The organism is Amycolatopsis deserti, assembly GCF_014653945.1.
Lineage (GTDB): Bacteria > Actinomycetota > Actinomycetes > Mycobacteriales > Pseudonocardiaceae > Amycolatopsis_E > Amycolatopsis_E deserti.
Genome location: NZ_BNAU01000011.1, coordinates 57,865 through 74,043, shown reverse-complemented (window position 1 = coordinate 74,043; position 16,179 = coordinate 57,865). Strand labels below are relative to the sequence as shown.

At 72.8% G+C, this 16,179-nt stretch carries 18 protein-coding genes and 1 pseudogene; 10 read left to right on the top strand and 9 right to left on the bottom strand.

Features of this window, described 5'->3' with window-relative positions; translation table 11 throughout:
• The first annotated feature begins 1 nt into the window (after position 1).
• Both IE290_RS33995 and IE290_RS38685 read left to right on the top strand, forming a co-directional pair.
• Entirely contained in the window at positions 2-271 is a 270-nt protein-coding gene (locus IE290_RS33995; protein ID WP_191248836.1) for a DUF6510 family protein, read from the top strand.
• 17 nt (positions 272-288) lie between these two features.
• A pseudogene (locus tag IE290_RS38685) lies at positions 289-528 on the top strand (IS982 family transposase); the annotation flags it as partial.
• A 161-nt stretch (positions 529-689) separates the two neighbouring features.
• On the opposite strand, the gene IE290_RS33990 reads toward IE290_RS38685, so the two are convergent.
• Positions 690-1,292, bottom strand: coding sequence for an HAD family hydrolase (locus IE290_RS33990; protein ID WP_191248835.1), 603 nt, complete (start codon positions 1,290-1,292; stop codon positions 690-692).
• Between the two features lie 46 nt (positions 1,293-1,338).
• Here IE290_RS33990 and IE290_RS33985 point away from each other — a divergent pair, with 46 nt between their 5' ends.
• Both IE290_RS33985 and rraA read left to right on the top strand, forming a co-directional pair.
• Positions 1,339-1,638 (top strand): ArsR/SmtB family transcription factor, encoded by a 300-nt coding sequence (locus IE290_RS33985; protein ID WP_191248834.1) that lies wholly within the window; start codon positions 1,339-1,341, stop codon positions 1,636-1,638.
• Positions 1,635-2,105, top strand: coding sequence for a ribonuclease E activity regulator RraA (rraA, locus tag IE290_RS33980; protein ID WP_373300611.1), 471 nt, complete (start codon positions 1,635-1,637; stop codon positions 2,103-2,105). Before IE290_RS33985 ends, rraA begins: the two co-directional genes overlap by 4 nt.
• 40 nt (positions 2,106-2,145) lie before the next feature.
• Here the strand turns inward: rraA and IE290_RS33975 are convergent, their stop codons facing one another.
• From IE290_RS33975 to IE290_RS33965, 3 genes are read right to left on the bottom strand one after another with little or no spacing between them, the layout of a single operon-like run.
• Positions 2,146-2,958 (bottom strand): FAD binding domain-containing protein, encoded by an 813-nt coding sequence (locus IE290_RS33975; protein ID WP_191248833.1) that lies wholly within the window; start codon positions 2,956-2,958, stop codon positions 2,146-2,148.
• A complete protein-coding gene (locus IE290_RS33970; RefSeq protein WP_191248832.1) occupies positions 2,955-3,425 on the bottom strand; it encodes a (2Fe-2S)-binding protein in 471 nt (156 codons plus the stop codon). The genes IE290_RS33975 and IE290_RS33970 overlap by 4 nt, the downstream gene beginning before the upstream one ends.
• Before the next feature lies 1 nt (position 3,426).
• A complete protein-coding gene (locus IE290_RS33965; protein ID WP_191248831.1) occupies positions 3,427-5,667 on the bottom strand; it encodes a xanthine dehydrogenase family protein molybdopterin-binding subunit in 2,241 nt (746 codons plus the stop codon).
• Between the two features lie 165 nt (positions 5,668-5,832).
• On the opposite strand from IE290_RS33965, the gene IE290_RS33960 reads away from it, so the two are divergent.
• The gene (locus tag IE290_RS33960; protein WP_191248830.1) at positions 5,833-6,087 is read left to right on the top strand and encodes a hypothetical protein; all 255 of its coding nucleotides are present in this window, start codon (positions 5,833-5,835) and stop codon (positions 6,085-6,087) included.
• Between the two features lie 70 nt (positions 6,088-6,157).
• Here IE290_RS33960 and IE290_RS33955 read toward each other — a convergent pair whose 3' ends face one another.
• Positions 6,158-6,604 carry an anthrone oxygenase family protein gene (locus tag IE290_RS33955; RefSeq protein ID WP_191248829.1) on the bottom strand — a complete coding sequence of 149 codons (447 nt, stop codon included), beginning with the start codon at positions 6,602-6,604 and terminating at the stop codon, positions 6,158-6,160.
• 92 nt (positions 6,605-6,696) lie between these two features.
• On the opposite strand from IE290_RS33955, the gene IE290_RS33950 reads away from it, so the two are divergent.
• On the top strand, positions 6,697-7,275 hold the full coding sequence (locus tag IE290_RS33950) for a TetR/AcrR family transcriptional regulator (protein ID WP_191248828.1): 579 nt from the start codon (positions 6,697-6,699) through the stop codon (positions 7,273-7,275).
• A 13-nt stretch (positions 7,276-7,288) separates the two neighbouring features.
• On the opposite strand, the gene IE290_RS38445 is transcribed toward IE290_RS33950, so the two are convergent.
• Positions 7,289-7,483, bottom strand: a complete 195-nt coding sequence (locus tag IE290_RS38445; protein ID WP_308431406.1) for a hypothetical protein — start codon at positions 7,481-7,483, stop codon at positions 7,289-7,291.
• Positions 7,480-8,052 carry a metallophosphoesterase gene (locus IE290_RS33945; RefSeq protein WP_308431405.1) on the bottom strand — a complete coding sequence of 191 codons (573 nt, stop codon included), beginning with the start codon at positions 8,050-8,052 and terminating at the stop codon, positions 7,480-7,482. The genes IE290_RS38445 and IE290_RS33945 overlap by 4 nt, the downstream gene beginning before the upstream one ends.
• A gap of 105 nt (positions 8,053-8,157) precedes the next feature.
• Here IE290_RS33945 and IE290_RS33940 point away from each other — a divergent pair, with 105 nt between their 5' ends.
• The 4 genes from IE290_RS33940 to IE290_RS33925 all read left to right on the top strand — a co-directional run bounded on the left by IE290_RS33940 (position 8,158) and on the right by IE290_RS33925 (position 12,460).
• On the top strand, positions 8,158-8,679 hold the full coding sequence (locus tag IE290_RS33940) for a SigE family RNA polymerase sigma factor (RefSeq protein ID WP_191248827.1): 522 nt from the start codon (positions 8,158-8,160) through the stop codon (positions 8,677-8,679).
• Positions 8,676-9,713 carry an LCP family protein gene (locus IE290_RS33935; RefSeq protein WP_191248826.1) on the top strand — a complete coding sequence of 346 codons (1,038 nt, stop codon included), beginning with the start codon at positions 8,676-8,678 and terminating at the stop codon, positions 9,711-9,713. The genes IE290_RS33940 and IE290_RS33935 overlap by 4 nt, the downstream gene beginning before the upstream one ends.
• Positions 9,714-9,794: 81 nt before the next feature.
• The gene (locus tag IE290_RS33930; RefSeq protein WP_191248825.1) at positions 9,795-11,939 is read left to right on the top strand and encodes an ATP-binding SpoIIE family protein phosphatase; all 2,145 of its coding nucleotides are present in this window, start codon (positions 9,795-9,797) and stop codon (positions 11,937-11,939) included.
• 80 nt (positions 11,940-12,019) lie between these two features.
• On the top strand, positions 12,020-12,460 hold the full coding sequence (locus IE290_RS33925; RefSeq protein WP_191248824.1) for an ATP-binding protein: 441 nt from the start codon (positions 12,020-12,022) through the stop codon (positions 12,458-12,460).
• 636 nt (positions 12,461-13,096) lie between these two features.
• Here the strand turns inward: IE290_RS33925 and IE290_RS33920 are convergent.
• Both IE290_RS33920 and IE290_RS33915 read right to left on the bottom strand, forming a co-directional pair.
• A complete protein-coding gene (locus IE290_RS33920) occupies positions 13,097-14,521 on the bottom strand; it encodes an ATP-binding protein (RefSeq protein WP_191248823.1) in 1,425 nt (474 codons plus the stop codon).
• Positions 14,518-16,176: an NAD(P)/FAD-dependent oxidoreductase gene (locus tag IE290_RS33915; protein WP_191248822.1), complete on the bottom strand. Its 1,659-nt coding sequence runs from the start codon at positions 16,174-16,176 to the stop codon at positions 14,518-14,520. Before IE290_RS33915 ends, IE290_RS33920 begins: the two co-directional genes overlap by 4 nt.
• Positions 16,177-16,179 lie beyond the last annotated feature (3 nt).

Here is a 16,179-nt window from a genome sequence, read left to right as displayed (position 1 = left end):
CATGAGCGAGCCCTTCGAAGACGGCAACGTCCTGGCCGGCCCGGCCGGCGAGATCTTCGCCGTGGACATCACCGCCGCCACGACCCGGTGCGTGGACTGCGGCCGCGTGGACGCGGTCGCCGCCCTGCGCGTCTACCGGCACGCCCCGGGCCTGGTGGCGCGCTGCGCCGGCTGCGACGCGGTGGTGCTGAAGCTGGTGCGCGGCCCGGACGCGGCGTGGCTGGACCTCACCGGCACGTCGAGCCTGCGCATCCCGTTGCCGGGGGGCTAGACGAGAGATCGGTCCAGATCGACGACCACCTCGCGGGCCGGCGCCGAACGGGCAGACCGCCGAGGCTGACCGACGCCGAGTTGGTCACCCTGGCCGTGGCCCAGGCACCGCCGGGGTTCACCTCCGAGGCCCATTGGCTGCGGTTCCTGCCCGCCCGGATGCGCGGCGCGTTCGGCTAGCTGCCCGGCCAATCCGGCTACAACCGTCATCTGCGTGCCGCGTTGCCGCTGGTCAAGCACGTGATGCGCTGGCTGGCGGGCGGCAGGTGCTGATGGCCATCTGCGACCGAACCTCGCCTGCTCACCGAACCACCCGGCCTGCTGATCATCGCCGACAAAGGTTACGCACAACTCGTCTAGCGGCTCCGGCGCGCGGGCCAACCGCTCGCGCCGTCGACACCCTGCTCGCCTGGCCTCGATCACGCCGAGCGCAGCGAGCGGGCCCACTCGGCGAGGTCGGTGACCGTCCACTCGGGACTCGGGTGCGCCGGGAGCGGGCGGCGGCCGTCGCGGGTGACGAAGGCCGTGCGCAGTCCCGCGGCCTGGGCGCCGGCGATGTCCCAGTCGTGCGCCGCCACCATCACCGGCGGCTCGCCGTCGTGCTCGACCAGGGCGTAGGCGGCCGGCGACGGCTTGAGCGCGCCGGCCGCCTCGGCCGAGTAGAGCGCGTCGAAGTCCAGGTCCGCCAGCTGCGCCTCGATCACCGCCTGCGGCGAGTTGCCGAGCGCCACCAGCCGGTGGCCCTGCTCGCGCAGCTCGGCCAGCGCCGGGACGACGTCCGGGTGCGGCGGCAGCGACCGCAGCGTCTCGGCCAGCTTCGACACGTCCACCTCCGGCGCGACGGTGCGCGCGCAAGCTCCGGCGAGCTGCGCGAAGTCCTGGTACCGGCCGCTCGCGGTGACCACCAGCGCGGTGTGGATGAGCAGGTCGAACCACCGCGTGCGGACCTCGGTCCCGCCCAGGACGTCGTCCAGCGGCGTGAGGTCGAGCAGCGTTTCGTTGATGTCGAAGACCACCAGCATGTCCCGCAAGGTACTATCACTTTCGTACCTAAGACAAGGGGACGCGATGGACCTCGATCTCGGCACCGTGCTGTCGGCCCTGGCCGACCGGCACCGGCGCGCGGTGGTCGTCGACCTGCTGGACCGGCCGGACGGCGAGCACGCGTGCGCCTCGTTCGACCTGCCGGTCGCCAAATCGACCCGCACCCACCACTGGCGGGTACTGCGGCAGGCCGGGCTGATCCACCAGCGCGACGCCGGCAACGGCAGCTTCGTGCGCCTGCGCCGGGACGAGATCAGCGCGCGTTTCCCCGGCCTGCTGGACTCGATCCGGCACGCCCACCACGACGAAAGGCGATCCGAGTGACCTTCTCCACCGCCGACCTGGTCGACGAGCACGGCGACAAGCTCCGGGTGTGCGACACGCAGTTCCGCCAGTTCGGCGGGCAGCGGGTGTTCTCCGGACGGGTCCGGACCGTCTCCTGCTACCAGGACAACGGCCTGGTCAAGCAACTGCTCGCCACGCCGGGCGAGGGCGCGGTGCTGGTGGTCGACGGGCGCGGCTCGCTGCACACCGCGCTGACCGGCGACCTGATCGCGGGCTCGGCGGTGGACAACGGCTGGGCCGGGCTCGTGATCAACGGCGCGGTGCGGGACAGCGCGGTGCTCGCCGGGCTGCCGATCGGGATCAAGGCGCTGGGCACGAATCCGCGCAAGAGCAGCAAGGCGGGCAACGGCGCGGTGGACGTGCCGGTCGGCTTCGGCGGGATCACCTTCCACCCCGGCGACATGCTCTACGCCGACGACGACGGCATCGTCCTCCTGGAGAACTAGCCGCTCGGGGCGGGCCGGACGGAACCGGCCCGCCCTCGGCTCACCGGCCCGCGGAAACCAGCGCCCGCTCGGTCAGCACGCGCGCGAGGTGCTGCCGGTATTCGGCCGTCGCGTGGGCCTCGTCAGCCGGGGAGGTGCCCTCCGCGGCCAGTGCGGCAGCCTCAGCGGCGGACGCGCCGTCGGCCAGTGCCGCCTCGGTCGCCGTGGCCCGCAGCGGGGTGCCGCCCATGTTGATCAGCGACACGGCGCTCCCGGCGACCACCACCCCGACGATCGCCCAGTCGATCGAGCGCCGCGTGAACTTCTCGAACGCCCACCCGGCACCGCCCTGCGCCGGGATCCGCACCTCGGTCAGCAACTCCTCCGGGGCGAGCGGGGTTTCGAACGGCCCCTGGAAGAACTCGGCCGCGGGGATCCGCCGCTCGCCGTCCGGGCCGCGCGCGACCAGCACGCCGTCCACGGCCAGCACCGCCGCGGGCAGGTCGGCGGCCGGGTCGGCGTGCACCAGTGAGCCGCCGATGGTGCCGCGGTGGCGGACCTGCTGGTCCCCCACCTCGCCCGCGACGTGCGCGAGCAGCGGCGCGTGCTCGGCGAGCACCGGGTCGTGGTGCAGGTCGTGGTAGCGGGTCATGGCCCCGACGGCGATCTCGCCGCCCTCGGCCCGGACGTAGCGCAGCTCGTCCAGCGGGCCGATGTCGATGACCACCTCGGGCGCGGCGAAACGCAGCTTCATCAGCGGCAGCAGGGATTGCCCGCCGGCCAGCAGCTTGGCGTCGTCACCGTGCTCGGCGACCGCGGCCAGCGCTTCGTCCACAGAGGACACCCGCCGGTAGGTGAACGGGGCCGGGATCACCGCTGGACCTCCTGCCCGGACGCGTTCATCACCGCGTTGACGATGTTGTGGTAACCCGTGCAGCGGCACAGGTTGCCCTCCAGGCCCTCGCGCACCTCCTGGCGCGTGGGCTTCGGGTTGTGCTCCAGCAGCGACACCGACGCCATGATCATCCCCGGGGTGCAGAACCCGCACTGCAGGCCGTGTTCCTCGCGGAACGCGCGCTGCACCGGGTGCAGGTCGCCACCCTCGCCGTGCAGGCCCTCCAGCGTGGTGACCGCATGCCCGTCGGCCTGCGCGGCCAGCACCGTGCAGGACTTCACGGACTCACCGTCGAGCAGCACCGTGCACGCGCCGCAGGAGGTGGTGTCGCACCCGATGTTCGTCGCCGTCAGCCCGGCCTGCTCCCGCACGAAGTGGACCAGCAGGGTGCGGTCCTCGACCTCCTCGGAGACCGTCGTGCCGTTGATCTCGATCGAGACCTTCACTTCAGTTCGCCTTCCTCGCGTCGGTGAGAGCCTGCCAGACCCGCAGCGGGGTGGTGGGCATGTCGAGATGACGTACGCCCAGGTGGGACAGCGCGTCGACGACCGCGTTGTGCACCGCGGGGGTCGCGCCGATGGTCGCCGCCTCGCCGATTCCCTTGACGCCCAGCAGGTTCCGCGTCGTCGGGGTCTCGGAGTCGACCAGCTCGAAGTCGGGCAGCTCGGTCGCGGTGATGAACGAGTAGTCGGCCAGGGTCGCGGTGGTCGGGTTGCCGTCGGCGTCGTAGTTCATGACCTCCAGCAGCGCCTGCGCGGCGCCCTGGCCGAGCCCGCCGTGCCGCTGGCCCTGGAAGGCGAGCGGGTTGACGATCGGGCCGGCGTCGTCGCAGGCGATGATCCGCGTCAGCTCGACCTTCCCGGTGAGCGTGTCCACCTCGACGACGGCGAGGTGCGCGCCGAACGGGAACGTCGGGGCGCCGTCGCCGAACCACACGTCGGCGGTCAGGTCGGCCTGCTCGGCCACCTGCGCCCAGCTGACCGAACCGCTCGCGGGCGCGCCGCGCACCTGGAACGCGCCGTCGACGAGTTCGATGTCGTCGGGGCTGGCCTCCAGCCGGTCCGCCGCGAGCGCGCGGGCCTGCTCGATGACCTGGTCGGCGGCCTGGCGCAGCGCGGAACCGCCCAGCTGCAGCGACCGCGACCCGAAGGTGCCGATCGCCCTGGGCACCTCGTCGGTGTCGCCGTGCCGGATGCTGATCTTCTCCATCGGCACGCCGAGCTGGTCGGACAGCAGCATCGCCAGCGTGGTGTCCAGGCCCTGGCCGTGCGGGGAGGCGCCGGTCCACGCGGTGACCGTGCCGTCCGGGTTGATGTGCACCTTGCCCGCCTCGCCGGCGCGGTCGTTGCCGGTCACCTCGACGTAGGCGGACAGGCCGAGGCCGAGCACCACCGGGTCGCCGGCCTCGCGGCGGCGGGCCTGCTCGGCGCGCAGCTGCTCGTACCCGCCGGCCTCGAGCACCTGGTCCAGGACCTTCGCGTACTCGCCGGTGTCGTAGTTCGCGCCGGTCGGCGTCTGGTACGGGAACTCGTCCGGGCGGATGAAGTTCACCCGCCGCACCTGCGCCGGGTCCATGCCGATCTCCGCGGCGAACAGGTCCATCGCGCGCTCGACGGCGGCCGCCGCCTCGGGCCGCCCGGCGCCCCGGTAGGCCGCGATCGGCGTGGTGTTGGTGACGACGGCCTTGCTGCTCGTCTCCACCTTCGGGAAGTGGTAGACGCCGGTGGCCATCAGCTCGGTCAGCGTGGGCAGGAACATCGTGCGCGGGTAGGCGCCGGCGTCCTGCACGACCTCCAGCCGGAACGCGAGCACGGTGCCGTCGCGGCGCCCGCCGATGGTGACGGTGTTCTGCTGCGCGCGGCCGTGCGTCATCGCGACCAGGTTCTCGCTGCGGGTCTCCACCCAGCGGATCGGCCGCCCGGACCGCTTGGAGGCCCAGCCCAGCACCACCGACTCCGGGTCGGTGCCGATCTTCGCGCCGAACCCGCCGCCGACGTCCGGGGTGATGACGCGGACGTCCTTCGACTCGACCCCGAGCCCCTTTGCCACCGTGGACCGGGAGATCTGGGCGTTCTGCGTGGACAGCCACAGCGTCAGGCGGCCGTCCTCGCCCCACGCGCAGGCCGCGCCACGCACTTCCAGCGGCGCCGGGGCGACGCGCTGGTTGAGGATGGTCTGCGTGACGACGACCTCGCAGTCGTCGAACGCCTTCTCGTCGAACTCGCCGCCGGTGGTCTGAAGCAGGTTCGTGCCCTGGTCCGCGAACAGCACCGTCTCGTCGCTGAGCGCGCTGTCGATGCTCGCCACCACGTCGAGCGGGTCGTAGTCGACGTCCACCAGCTCGGCGGCGTCGGCGAGCTGGTAGCGCTCCTCGGTGAGCACGAGCGCGACGGGCTCCCCGACGTAGCGGACCACCTCGTCGGCGAGCCACGGTTCCACGACCGGCCCGGCCTTGCGCGGGGCGAGATCGAGGTCCGCGGCCGTGTAGACCGCGACGACGCCGGGCGCCTCCAGCGCGGCCGAGGTGTCGATCGAGGTGATGCGCGCGTGCGCGATCGGGCTGCGCACGAACACCGCGTGCACCGCGCCCGTCAGCGCCTCCACGCGCAGATCCTCGACGTAGGTCCCGCCCTGCGTGATCAGCTGCTGGTCCTCGATGCGGACCACCCTGGTGCCGACGATGCTCAAAACTGGCCTCCCACTACGGATACGTCGCGATCATGCCTCCTGGCGGGACGGAAGTCACCCTCGGGTTCGCCCGCCACAAGGAGGTGCTGGCAGGATTTTGCCGAACCGGTGCCGTTCTGCCACTCGTCCTGGTGGGCCGAATGGAGCACGCTCCCAGGTATGCGGATGCTGAGCCGAATCCTCGCCGGGCTCCGCGAGTTCGCCGCCACACAGGCCGAGCTCGCCGAGCGCCGTGACCTGCTGGACCGGCCGTGGGAGGAGGAGTTCCTGCACTGGACCGCCGGCGGCGAGCTGCACGGCAGCGTCGTGCCACCGCGCGGCCGCCAGGCCACGACGCGGTCCGGGTGGTGTCCCGGAGTCCACCGCGCGAGCGCCGATCCAGGGATTCCGCGGGGAACTCCGCCGGGGTCGCGCGCTTGAACACCGCCCCGGGCAGCGGTCGCCTTCCGGAGGCCGGGAACCTGCCGCCGGGTGCGCCGCGTCCGCGCACTCAGGCGAGCGCGGCGGCCAGCAGGGCGAAGGCGGCGATGATGACGGCCACGCGGCCGTAGTGGAAGCGGTCCCAGCGGTTCATCTGCTCCTTCCAGTCCGCGGGCCGGTTCTCCGGGGTCCACGTCTTGCCGCGGTTGTTGATCGGGACCAGCAGCAGGACCGACATGATCACGCTGACGATCAGCAGTCCGCCGGCGGTGACGACGAGGCCGGTGCCGTCCTGGCGCCATCCGGCGATGGCCCAGATCGCGACCAGGACGAGCGAGCTGATGTACCAGACCGGCATCACGGCGCCGAGCATCCGGCCCCCGTAGGCGCGGCCGCGCAGCGCGCTGTCGTCCGGGAGGCTGCCGAGGATCCGGTTGATGACGACGGCGACAGAGAACTCCACCCCCACCATCACGCCGACGACGACGGTGGTGAACACCCCGAGTGCGTTGAGCATTGGTGAGCCTTCCTGAGATCTAGCACTGATAGTGAATGTGGCAATGCTAGTACTACTGCCGCTCGATTGTCTAGCAGCGCTAGGATCTAGCCATGTCGATACCGGAACGCAAGGAGCGCGAACGGGCGGACCGCGAACACCTGATCTTGACGGCCGCCCGCGAACTCGCCGAGCAGCAGGGCTGGGACGGGGTCACGACCCGCCGCCTCGCCGAGCGCATCGAACACAGTCAGCCAGTCCTCTACAGCCACTTCCGCGGCAAGCGCGAGATCATCGGCGCCGTCGCGCTGGACGGCGCCGCCGAGATGGCCGTGGCGCTGCGGGCCGCGGCCTCCGCCGCGGACGGCCCGCGTGCCCGGGTCATCGCCCTCGCCCGCGCCTACCTCGGCTTCGCCGCCCGCAACCGGGCGGTCTACGAAGCCATGTTCCAGCTCGACGGCGGCTTGGCGTTCGCGCGGGCGGACACCCCGGAACCGCTGAAGGACGCCTTCGCCGCCCTGGTGGAGAGCCTCGGCGAGGTCGCCGGCGACGACGTCCACCCGGCGCTGTTCACCGAGGTGTTCTGGGCGGCCCTGCACGGGCTGGCGACCCTGACCGGGACGGAACGGCTGCTTCCGGAGGACACCGAGCGGAGGACGGAGCTGCTGGTGGACCGTCTCGCCGTGCTCTGAGGCGGCCCGCGACCTACGGGCAGAGCCGGAAGTGCGTGGTCAGCCGGCGCTGGTCGTCGACCACGTGGAAGGCCAGCGCGGGCGGGCGGTCGCGGTCGAGCGGTCCCCCCTCGGCCCAGCCCGCGTCCCCGCCCGTCTCCCACGGCAGCGTCAGCGTCGACATCACTCCGGGCGCCACCACCAGCGGCCGCCCGGCGAAGGTCGTCACCGCGGGGGTGTGCGCGTGCCGCAGAACAACGCCACCACATCCGGATGGGACCGGACCACCTCCGCGAGCCGCTCCGCCTCGTGCTGCCGGATCTCGTCCAGGAGCGGATGGTGCAGCACCGCAGGCGGATGGTGGAACGCGACGAACGCGGGCCGTCCCGCCGCGTCCGTCAGCACCTCGTCCAGCCAGGCGATCGTCTCGTCGCCCATCCGGCCCGCCCCCTGGCCCGGGACGCTCGTGTCGCACAGCGCGAACACCGCCCCGGCCGCCTCCCCGGCCTGGTTGACCGGCCCGTCCGAGGGCGCCTCGCCGAGCAGCGCGGAACGGTAGGCGGCCCGGTCGTCGTGGTTGCCGGGGCAGTGGAACACCGGGGAGGGCAGGCTTTCCAGCAGGTCGGCGAACTCGGCGTACTCGGCCGGGTCCCCGTGGTCGGTGAGGTCGCCGGTCACCAGCACCGCGTCCACCGGCCGCGGCAGGTCCCGCAGGTGCCGCACCACCCGCGCGGCGCGATCGGCGTTGCGTGAGCCGCCGTCGAGGTGGAGGTCGGACAGGTGCGCGAGGACGGTCATGGCGCGACCGTAACCACCTGCGAGAATTTTTCCGACCGAAATTCAACAACCGGGCGGTCCCGGCACGTTGAAGCTCCGTCACCCCGAAGATCGAAAGGAACACCGGTGCGGGACCGCTTCGACGATTTCGTGGCGCAGCGCCTCGACCGCCTTCTCCGGTACGCCACGGCGCTGACCTGCGATCCCCACCTCGCGCAGGACGTCGTGCAGGAGACCCTGCTGCGCGCCCAGCACCGCTGGTCCCGCATCGCCGGGCTACGGGCGCCCGAGAGCTACGTGCGCAAGATGATCACCAACGAGTACCTGTCGTGGCGGCGGCTGAAGGCCTCGCGCAACGTCACCGCCGCCCACAGCACCCTCGACGCCCTCGGCACGCCCACCGCCGACCCCGCCGAGCACTTCGCCGAACGGGACGCCATGCGTGCCCGCATCGCCGCGCTGCCCCGCAAGCAGCGCGCCGCGATCGTGCTCCGCTTCTACGAGGACTGCACCGACGCCGAGATCGCCGAGGCGCTCGGCTGCTCCGCGGGCACCGTCCGCAGCCACATCTCCCGCGCCCTGAGCACGCTGCGCGCCGCCGAGGGCGGCCGGCGCCGGGGCCTGCCCGTGACGGAGGCGCTGTCATGACCCCCGACCCCACCGAACAGCTGATCCGCTCGGCCCTGCACGCCGAAGCCGCCCGCCGGCCGGACCCGCGCGCCGTGCTCGCCGGGCTGGAGCACGCACAGCCGCGCCGCAACCGGACGCCGATCCTGGTCGTCGCGGCCGCGGCGGTCGTCGCGGTCGCGGTCGCCGCGATCCTCGTGCCGCGGATGCTGCAGCGCGGCGAACCCGTCGTCGGCACCCCCGCGTCCGCCGACCAGAACGTGCTGCTCGTCGGGCTGGACGACCACGAGATCGCCGATTCCGTCGTGCTCGGCCAGTTCCGGCGGGACGGCACGGCCGCGCTCGCTTCGATCCCCCGCGACTCGCTCGTCGACATCCCCGGCTTCGGGCGGGGCAAGCTGAGCAGCGCCTACGGCCTCGGCAAGGCCGCGGCCACGCGGCAGGGCCGGGACGTCGACGCGTCGTCGCAGGCCGGGGCCCGCACGCTCGCCGACACCGTGCAGCAGCTCACCGGCGTCCGCGTCGACCACTACGCGGTGGTCGCCATGGCCGGGTTCGCCCAGCTCGCCTCCGCGGTGCAGGGCGTTCCCGTCTGCCTGCGCGCCGCCACGCACGACCCGCGCACCGGTGCGTCGTTCCCCGCGGGTGAGCAGGTTCTGGACCCCACGCGGGCGCTGGACTTCCTTCGCCAGCGCGCCGGGCTGCCCAACGGCGACCTCGACCGCGTGGCCCGGCTCCAGGCGTACCTGCGCTCGGCCGCGGAGCGGATGCTGAGCCCCGGCGTGCTGGGCGATCCCCAGTTCCTGGCCGCGCTCATCGAGACCGTGCACCGCTACGCGCTCACCGACCCGGGCTGGGACCTGGCCGGCTTCGCCGCACTGCTGCTGGACGTCCGCCCGGCCGGCCTGCGGATCGCGACGGTGCCCATCGCCGAACCGGTCCTCGACTCACCGGACGCGGGCGCGGCGATCGGCCTCGCGCCGGACGAGGTTCGCACGTTCGTGGCGAACCTGCCGGGCTCGGGCACGTCGGCGCCGGATTCCTGCGTGAACTGAGCGCGGAAATCGTGCGCAAACCGTGTCACGGTCGCCCGGGCGGGGTTAGGCTGGCACCCGCCGACGGGAAGGGGACGGCCGATGACCGGGCGGCGAGCCGAGGACGAGGACGCGGGGCCGGGCGGTCCCGCGTCCTTCGGCCTGTCGGACACCGTCCGGGTCGCCGCGGTGCTGCGCACCGAAGCCGGTGACGCGCCGGATTTCCCCGCCGCCGCGCGGGCCGTCGTCCGGCGGTTGCGGGACGGGTTCGCCGCCGCGGCCGAGCTGTACACAGTGGACGAAGGCGGTCCGCCGGTTCTCGTGGCAGCGGCCGGGGACGCGCGGACCGGCGGCGAGCTGGCCGCGGCGCTCGCGGCGCGGCCGGCGGGTGAGCGCTTTCCGGTGATCGCGTTGCAGGGCGCCCTGGCGTTCGGCGGACCGCTGTCGCCGGGCTGGGCGTTCTGGATCGTGCTCGCGGCCGGGCTGCCGGAGGCGACGGCCCGCTCGATCGCGGTGAGCGTCCGCACCGGACTACTGGCGCACGGTCCGGCGGCGGAACGCGCGGACGCGTTGCGGGACTACGCCGAGTTGCTGGAAGAAACCGCGCGGGTGCGGGGCGCGGCGCTGGAGGACGCGGCCGGGCGGGCCGGGGCCGAGGCCGCGCTCGGGGATTCGCTGCGGGCGATCGGGCAGCGGCTGACCGCGCAGCTCGACATCGACACCCTCGTGCAGGACGCGACCGACGCCGCCACCCGCGGGACCGGCGCGGGGTTCGGGGCGTTCTTCTACAACCTGATCGACGAGTTCGGCGAGTCCTACACGCTCTACACGCTGTCCGGGGTTCCGAAGGAGACGTTCGACGGCTTCCCGATGCCCCGCAACACCGACGTGTTCGCGCCGACGTTCAGCGGTGCCGGGATAGTCCGCAGCGACGACATCACCCGGGACCCGCGGTACGGGCACAACGCGCCGCACCACGGGATGCCGAAGGGGCACCTGCCGGTGCGCAGCTACCTGGCGGTCCCGGTGGTCACGCCGACGACGCGCGAGGTGCTCGGCGGGTTCTTCTTCGGCCACCCCGAGCCCGGGCGGTTCACCGAGCAGCACGAGCAGGTGGCCGCCGGGATCGCCGGGTACACCGCGATCGCGCTGGACAACGCGCGGATGTTCGCGCGGCACCGGTCGATGGCGACCGAGCTGGCGCGCAGCATGCTGCCCGCGGTGCCGGACATCCCGGGTCTGCGGATCGTGTCGCGGTACCTGCCGGCCGCGGCCGGGGCCGAGGTCGGCGGGGACTGGTTCGACGTGATCCGGCTGCCCGGCGGCCGGACCGCGTTCGTGATCGGGGACGTCGTGGGGCGCGGCGTGCCGGCGGCGGCGGTGATGGGCCAGATGCGGACGGCGATCCGGTCGTACGCGCTGCTGGACCTGCCGCCGTCCGAAGTGCTGCACAACGTGTCGCAGCTGGCGCGGACCACGCCCGGGGCGAAGTTCATCACCTGTCTGTACGCGGTGCACGATCCGATCGACGACACGCTGACCTACGCCAACGCCGGGCACCTGCCGGCGGTGCTGATCGGGGCCGACGGCGCGACGCGGCAGATCGCGGAGGCGCTGGGCATGCCGCTGGGGGTCGGCGAGCAGTACCCGCAGGAGCAGACGCCGTTCCCGCCCGGGATGCGGCTCGTGCTGTACACCGACGGGCTGGTGGAGAGCCGGACGCGGGAGCTGGGCGCCGGCATCGACGCGCTGCTGGCGGAGCTGGAGGCGCTGCCCGCCGAGGGTGACCTGGGCGCGGCGTGCGACGAGCTGATCGGGCGGCTGACCGGGGGGCGGCACGACGACGACGTCGCGCTGCTGTACGTGGATCACCGGGGCGCGCACCGGCGCGTGGCGTCGATGACGCTGACCGGTGACGTCTCGCCGGGGTCGGTGCGCGAGTTCGTGGCCGGGCGGATGGCCGAGTGGGGGCTGGCGGAGGTGGCCGAGAACGCGGTGAAGGTGGCCTCCGAGCTGGTGACGAACGCCTCCCGGCACGCGTCGGTGCCGTTGACGTTGCGGCTGTTCCACGACGGTTCGCGGCTGACGGTGGACGTCGCGGACCGGGCCGGGGCGTTGCCGCACATCCTCGCGACCGGCGGGATCGAGCACCACGGGTTGCGGATGGTCGACGAGGCCGCGGCGCGGTGGGGCACGCGCACCACGCCGGACGGCAAGGTCGTGTGGGCGGAGCTGACGACCGGGTGACCCGGATCCGGCCGGCACGTGTGTAATCCGTGCACGGTGGGTAACCCCAGCGGGACGAAGAACACGCCGAGGGGACTTCGATGCACGCCGGAGATCAACGCCTGCACCGACTGGTGCCGGCGCGGTCGCGCAACGCGACGACTCTGAGACAGGCCCTCACCCGGTGGGCGAACGAGGTGGACCTGCCCGAGGACACCACCGACGCGATGGCGCTGGCCGCGTATGAGGCGATGATCAACGTGGTGACCCACGCGTACCCGGCCCAGGCCGACGGCCCGCTGGAGCTGTCGGCGGAGCTGCGCGGGAACGCGGTGGACGTGACCGTGGCCGACCGGGGGCGCTGGCAGCCGCCCGCCGCGGACCCGGGCCCCCTGCACGGCCGGGGACTGCCGCTGATCCGCGCACTGTCCGAACGGGCGGAGATCGCACCAGGCCCGCAGGGCACCACGGTGCGAATGCGCTGGCCGGTCCCCGCGGCGGCCAAGCGCCGCTACCGCCGGGAAACCGCAGGGGCACGCTAGCTCTGCAACCCCCCGCTCCAGCAACGCTCCGCCAGAAGCACGCATCTCCACGCACTGCGCACAGCGCCGCTACCACCCGGACACCGCAGGGGCACACTAGCTCTGCAACCCCCCGCTCCAGCAACGCTCCGCCAGAAGCACGCTCCTCCTCGCACTGCGCACAGCGCCGCTACTGCCGGGAAACCGCGGGGGCACACTAGCTCTGCGACCCCCCGCTCCAGCAACGCTCCGCCGGCAGTGTGCATCTCCTCGCACTGCGCACAGCGCCGCTACCGCCCGGAAACCGCAGGGGCACACTAGCTCTGCAACCCCCCGCTCGAGCAACGCTCCGCCGGAAGCGCGCATCTCCTCGCACTGCGCGCAGCGCCGCTTCGAGAGCGGAAGCCAGGGGCGCTGGCGCCCTGGCGCGGCGCGCGGCCGCCACCACCGGCTCCACAGCAACGGGCGCCGAACGCCATCCGCTCACCTGACCCGCCGGCGCGAGCCTCCGATCTCCGCCCCCTCAGCGGCCCGTCGCACTTCGCCCTGCGCTCAGCGGCCCGTCCCCTTCCGTCTGCACTCAGGGGCCACCCACCCCCTCGGGCCGTCCGTGGTGGGGCGCCGCTTCGCTCGGTGAACCGGCGAAGCGGCGCGCCCTCACTCCGAGGCCTGCTCCGTGATCGGCAGGTAGACCCGGAACCGCGTGTCGCCTGGTTCCGACTCGACCCTCAGGTCGCCGCGGTGGCGGTCCACCACGATGCGCCACGAGATGTCCAGGCCGAGCCCGGTGCCCTCCCCCACCGGCTTCGTCGTGAAGAACGGCTCGAAGATCCGCTGCTTGGTCTCCGCCGAGATGCCCGGCCCGGTATCGCCGATCTCGACCACCACCCGGTCGCCGTCGCGGGTGGTGCGCAGCGTCAGCGTTCCCGTGCCCTGCATGGCGCTCACCGCGTTGTCGATGATGTTCGTCCACACCTGGTTCAGCTCGCCCGCGTACGCCGGCACCGTCGGCAGCCCCCGGTCGTACTCCTTGACCACCTTCACCCCGGTGCCGATCTTGCCCGCGAGCATCACCAGCGTGGAATCCAGACCGTCGTGCACGTCGATCCACTGGTGCGGCGCCCGGTCCATCTGCGAGTACTGCTTGGCCGCGCCGACCAGCGCCGAGATGCGGGTGGTCGAGTCCTCGATCTCGCCCATCAACATCTCGGTCTCCAGCGCGTACGCCAGCCACCGGAGGGCGCCGTCCAGCAGGCCGTCGCCGACGGACTCCAGCACGTGGTCGAGGCTTTCGGCGGTCAGGCCGGCCGCGACGAAGATCGGGGCCAGGTCCCAGCCCTGCTCGATGTCGCGCTCCTCGAGCCAGTCGCCGATCTCGTCCTCGCGGTCGGCCTGCTGCATCGCGGTCAGCGGCGGCGCGTCGGCCACCTGCTTGACCAGCCGCTCCTGGACCTCCAACAACAGCTCCAGCAGATCGGGCTCGATGTCCCGCTTGGCCAGTATCGCCAGCTTGTGCCGCATGCCGGCGACCCGTTCCCGCAGCGCCGCGGTGGCGCGCACCGCCGCGGCCGCCGGGTTGTTCAGCTCGTGGGTCAGCCCCGCTGACATCTCGCCCAGCGCGAGCAGCCGCCGCCGCTGCCCGATCAGCGCGTCGCTGTTGCGCCAGCCCAGGTACGAGCCCTCCAGCAGGTGCGTCGCCATCGGGAACCAGCTGCGGAACTGGTCGGCGAACTCCTTGGCGGGCAACGTCAGGAACGTCAGATCGGTGATCGCGTACACCGAGGCGCCGTAGCGCTGTTGCTGTTGCCCGTAGAAGAACTGCGTCGCCCCGCAGTAGGCGCCGCGCTGGTCGGAGCGGACGGTCTCCACCTCGCTGCCGCCGACCAGCCGCGTCATCCGCAGCGCGCCCGACAGCAGCACGTAGAAGCACGTCGCCGGATCGCCCTCGTTGATGATCGCGGTGCCGGCCGGGTAGTGCTCCAGCTTGGTGTGCTCGAGGATCCAGTCGAGCTGGGTGTCGGACAGATCGGTGAACAGGAACAGCTCGCGCAGGAACTCGCGGGTCAGCTGCGGCTCGGTCATCGTGCCTCCAGGTAGCGGTGCACGAGGGAGACGGCCATCGCGCCCTCGCCGACGGCCGAGGCGACGCGCTTGACCGACTGCGAGCGGACGTCCCCGGCCACGAACACACCCGGGATGGACGACTCCAGGTGGTGCGGGTCCCGGTCGAGGGTCCACCCCGGCGGACGTTTGCCCTCCACCAGCAGGTCGGCGCCCGTGCAGACGAAGCCGTGCTCGTCGCGCAACACGTCGTCACCGAGCCACTCGGTCCGCGGCGCGGCGCCGATGAACACGAACAGGTGCCCGGTCGGCACGGTCTCGGTGATGCCCTGCTCCTCGTCGCACAGCGTCAGCGCTTCGAGGTGGTCGCTGCCGTGCGCGCGCAGGACGGTGGTGCGGGTCCGGACGTGGATGTTGCCGATCGCCTCGATCTGCTCGATGAGGTAGTGCGACATCGAGGTGCGCAGCGACGGTCCGCGCACCAGGATCGAGACGTCCTTGGCGTAGCGGGAGAAGAACACCGCGGCCTGCCCGGCGGAGTTGGCGCCGCCGACGATGTAGACGTGCTCGCCGTCGCACTCCGGCGCCTCGGTGGCGGCCGAGCCGTAGAACACGCCACGGCCGGTCAGCTCGGCGACCCCCTCGGCCTCCAGCGCCCGGTAGGACACCCCCGTGGCGAGGACGACCGCGTGCGCCGCGATCTCGCTGCCGTCCCCGAACCGGACCACCCGCGCGGAACCCCGCGCCTCCAGCTCGGTCACGTCCCGCGCGGTCAGCACTTCCGCGCCGAACTTCTGGGCCTGGCGGCGGGCCCGGTCGGTCAGCTGCGCCCCGGACACACCGTCCGGGAAGCCGAGGTAGTTCTCGATGCGGGAGCTCTGCCCGGCCTGGCCGCCGGTCGCCCGGCGCTCGACCAGGACGGTGCGCAGCCCTTCCGAGGCGCCGTAGACGGCCGCGCCGAGCCCGGCGGGACCGCCGCCGATGACGACCAGGTCGTAGAACTCCGCGGCGGGCCGGGTGGACAGCCCGACGGCGTCGGCGATCTGCTCGCCGTCCGGCTTGCGCAGCACGGTCCCGTCCGGGGTGATCAGCACCGGGATGTCCTCGGCGGCGCACTCGGCGGCTTCGAGCAGGCGGCAGGCCTCCGGCTCCTCGACCGAGTACCACCGGTACGGCACGGAGTTGCGGGCGAGGAAGTCCCGCACCTTGTAGGACGGCGAGGACCAGCGGTGCCCGATCACCTTCGTCTCCTCGACCGGACGGTCGCCGGCCGCGCGCCACGCGTCGACGAGCGCGTCGACCACCGGGTACAGCTTCTCCTCCGGCGGGTCCCACGGTTTGAGGAGGTAGTGGTCGACGTCGACGACGTTGATCGCCTGGATCGCGGCGTCGGTGTCGGCGTAGGCGGTCAGCAGGGCGCGCCGCGCGTACGGGAACAGGTCCATCGCCTGCTCCAGGAACGTGATGCCGTCCATTTGCGGCATGCGGTAGTCGGCGAGGATGGCGGCGACCGCGTCCCCGCGCAGCTTGATCTCGCGCAGTGCTTCGAGCGCGTCCGCACCGGAGGCGGCGCGCACGACGCGGTAGTCCTGGCCGTAGCGACGGCGGAGGTCACGGGCGACCGACCGGGACACGGCCGGGTCGTCGTCGACGGTCATGAGGATGGGCAGGCTCACGAC

Excerpts from the sequence above, each read along its gene's own strand:
- IE290_RS33935 (WP_191248826.1), top strand. The coding sequence starts at position 8,676 with ATGACCCCCGACCCCACCGAACAGCTGATCCGCTCGGCCCTGCACGCC.
- IE290_RS33930 (WP_191248825.1), top strand. The coding sequence starts at position 9,795 with ATGACCGGGCGGCGAGCCGAGGACGAGGACGCGGGGCCGGGCGGTCCC.
- IE290_RS33960 (WP_191248830.1), top strand. The coding sequence starts at position 5,833 with ATGCTGAGCCGAATCCTCGCCGGGCTCCGCGAGTTCGCCGCCACACAG.
- IE290_RS33955 (WP_191248829.1), bottom strand. The coding sequence starts at position 6,604 with ATGCTCAACGCACTCGGGGTGTTCACCACCGTCGTCGTCGGCGTGATG.
- IE290_RS33920 (WP_191248823.1), bottom strand. The coding sequence starts at position 14,521 with ATGACCGAGCCGCAGCTGACCCGCGAGTTCCTGCGCGAGCTGTTCCTG.
- IE290_RS33925 (WP_191248824.1), top strand. The coding sequence starts at position 12,020 with ATGCACGCCGGAGATCAACGCCTGCACCGACTGGTGCCGGCGCGGTCG.
- IE290_RS33995 (WP_191248836.1), top strand. The coding sequence starts at position 2 with ATGAGCGAGCCCTTCGAAGACGGCAACGTCCTGGCCGGCCCGGCCGGC.
- IE290_RS33945 (WP_308431405.1), bottom strand. The coding sequence starts at position 8,052 with ATGACCGTCCTCGCGCACCTGTCCGACCTCCACCTCGACGGCGGCTCA.
- IE290_RS33950 (WP_191248828.1), top strand. The coding sequence starts at position 6,697 with ATGTCGATACCGGAACGCAAGGAGCGCGAACGGGCGGACCGCGAACAC.
- IE290_RS33985 (WP_191248834.1), top strand. The coding sequence starts at position 1,339 with ATGGACCTCGATCTCGGCACCGTGCTGTCGGCCCTGGCCGACCGGCAC.
- IE290_RS33990 (WP_191248835.1), bottom strand. The coding sequence starts at position 1,292 with ATGCTGGTGGTCTTCGACATCAACGAAACGCTGCTCGACCTCACGCCG.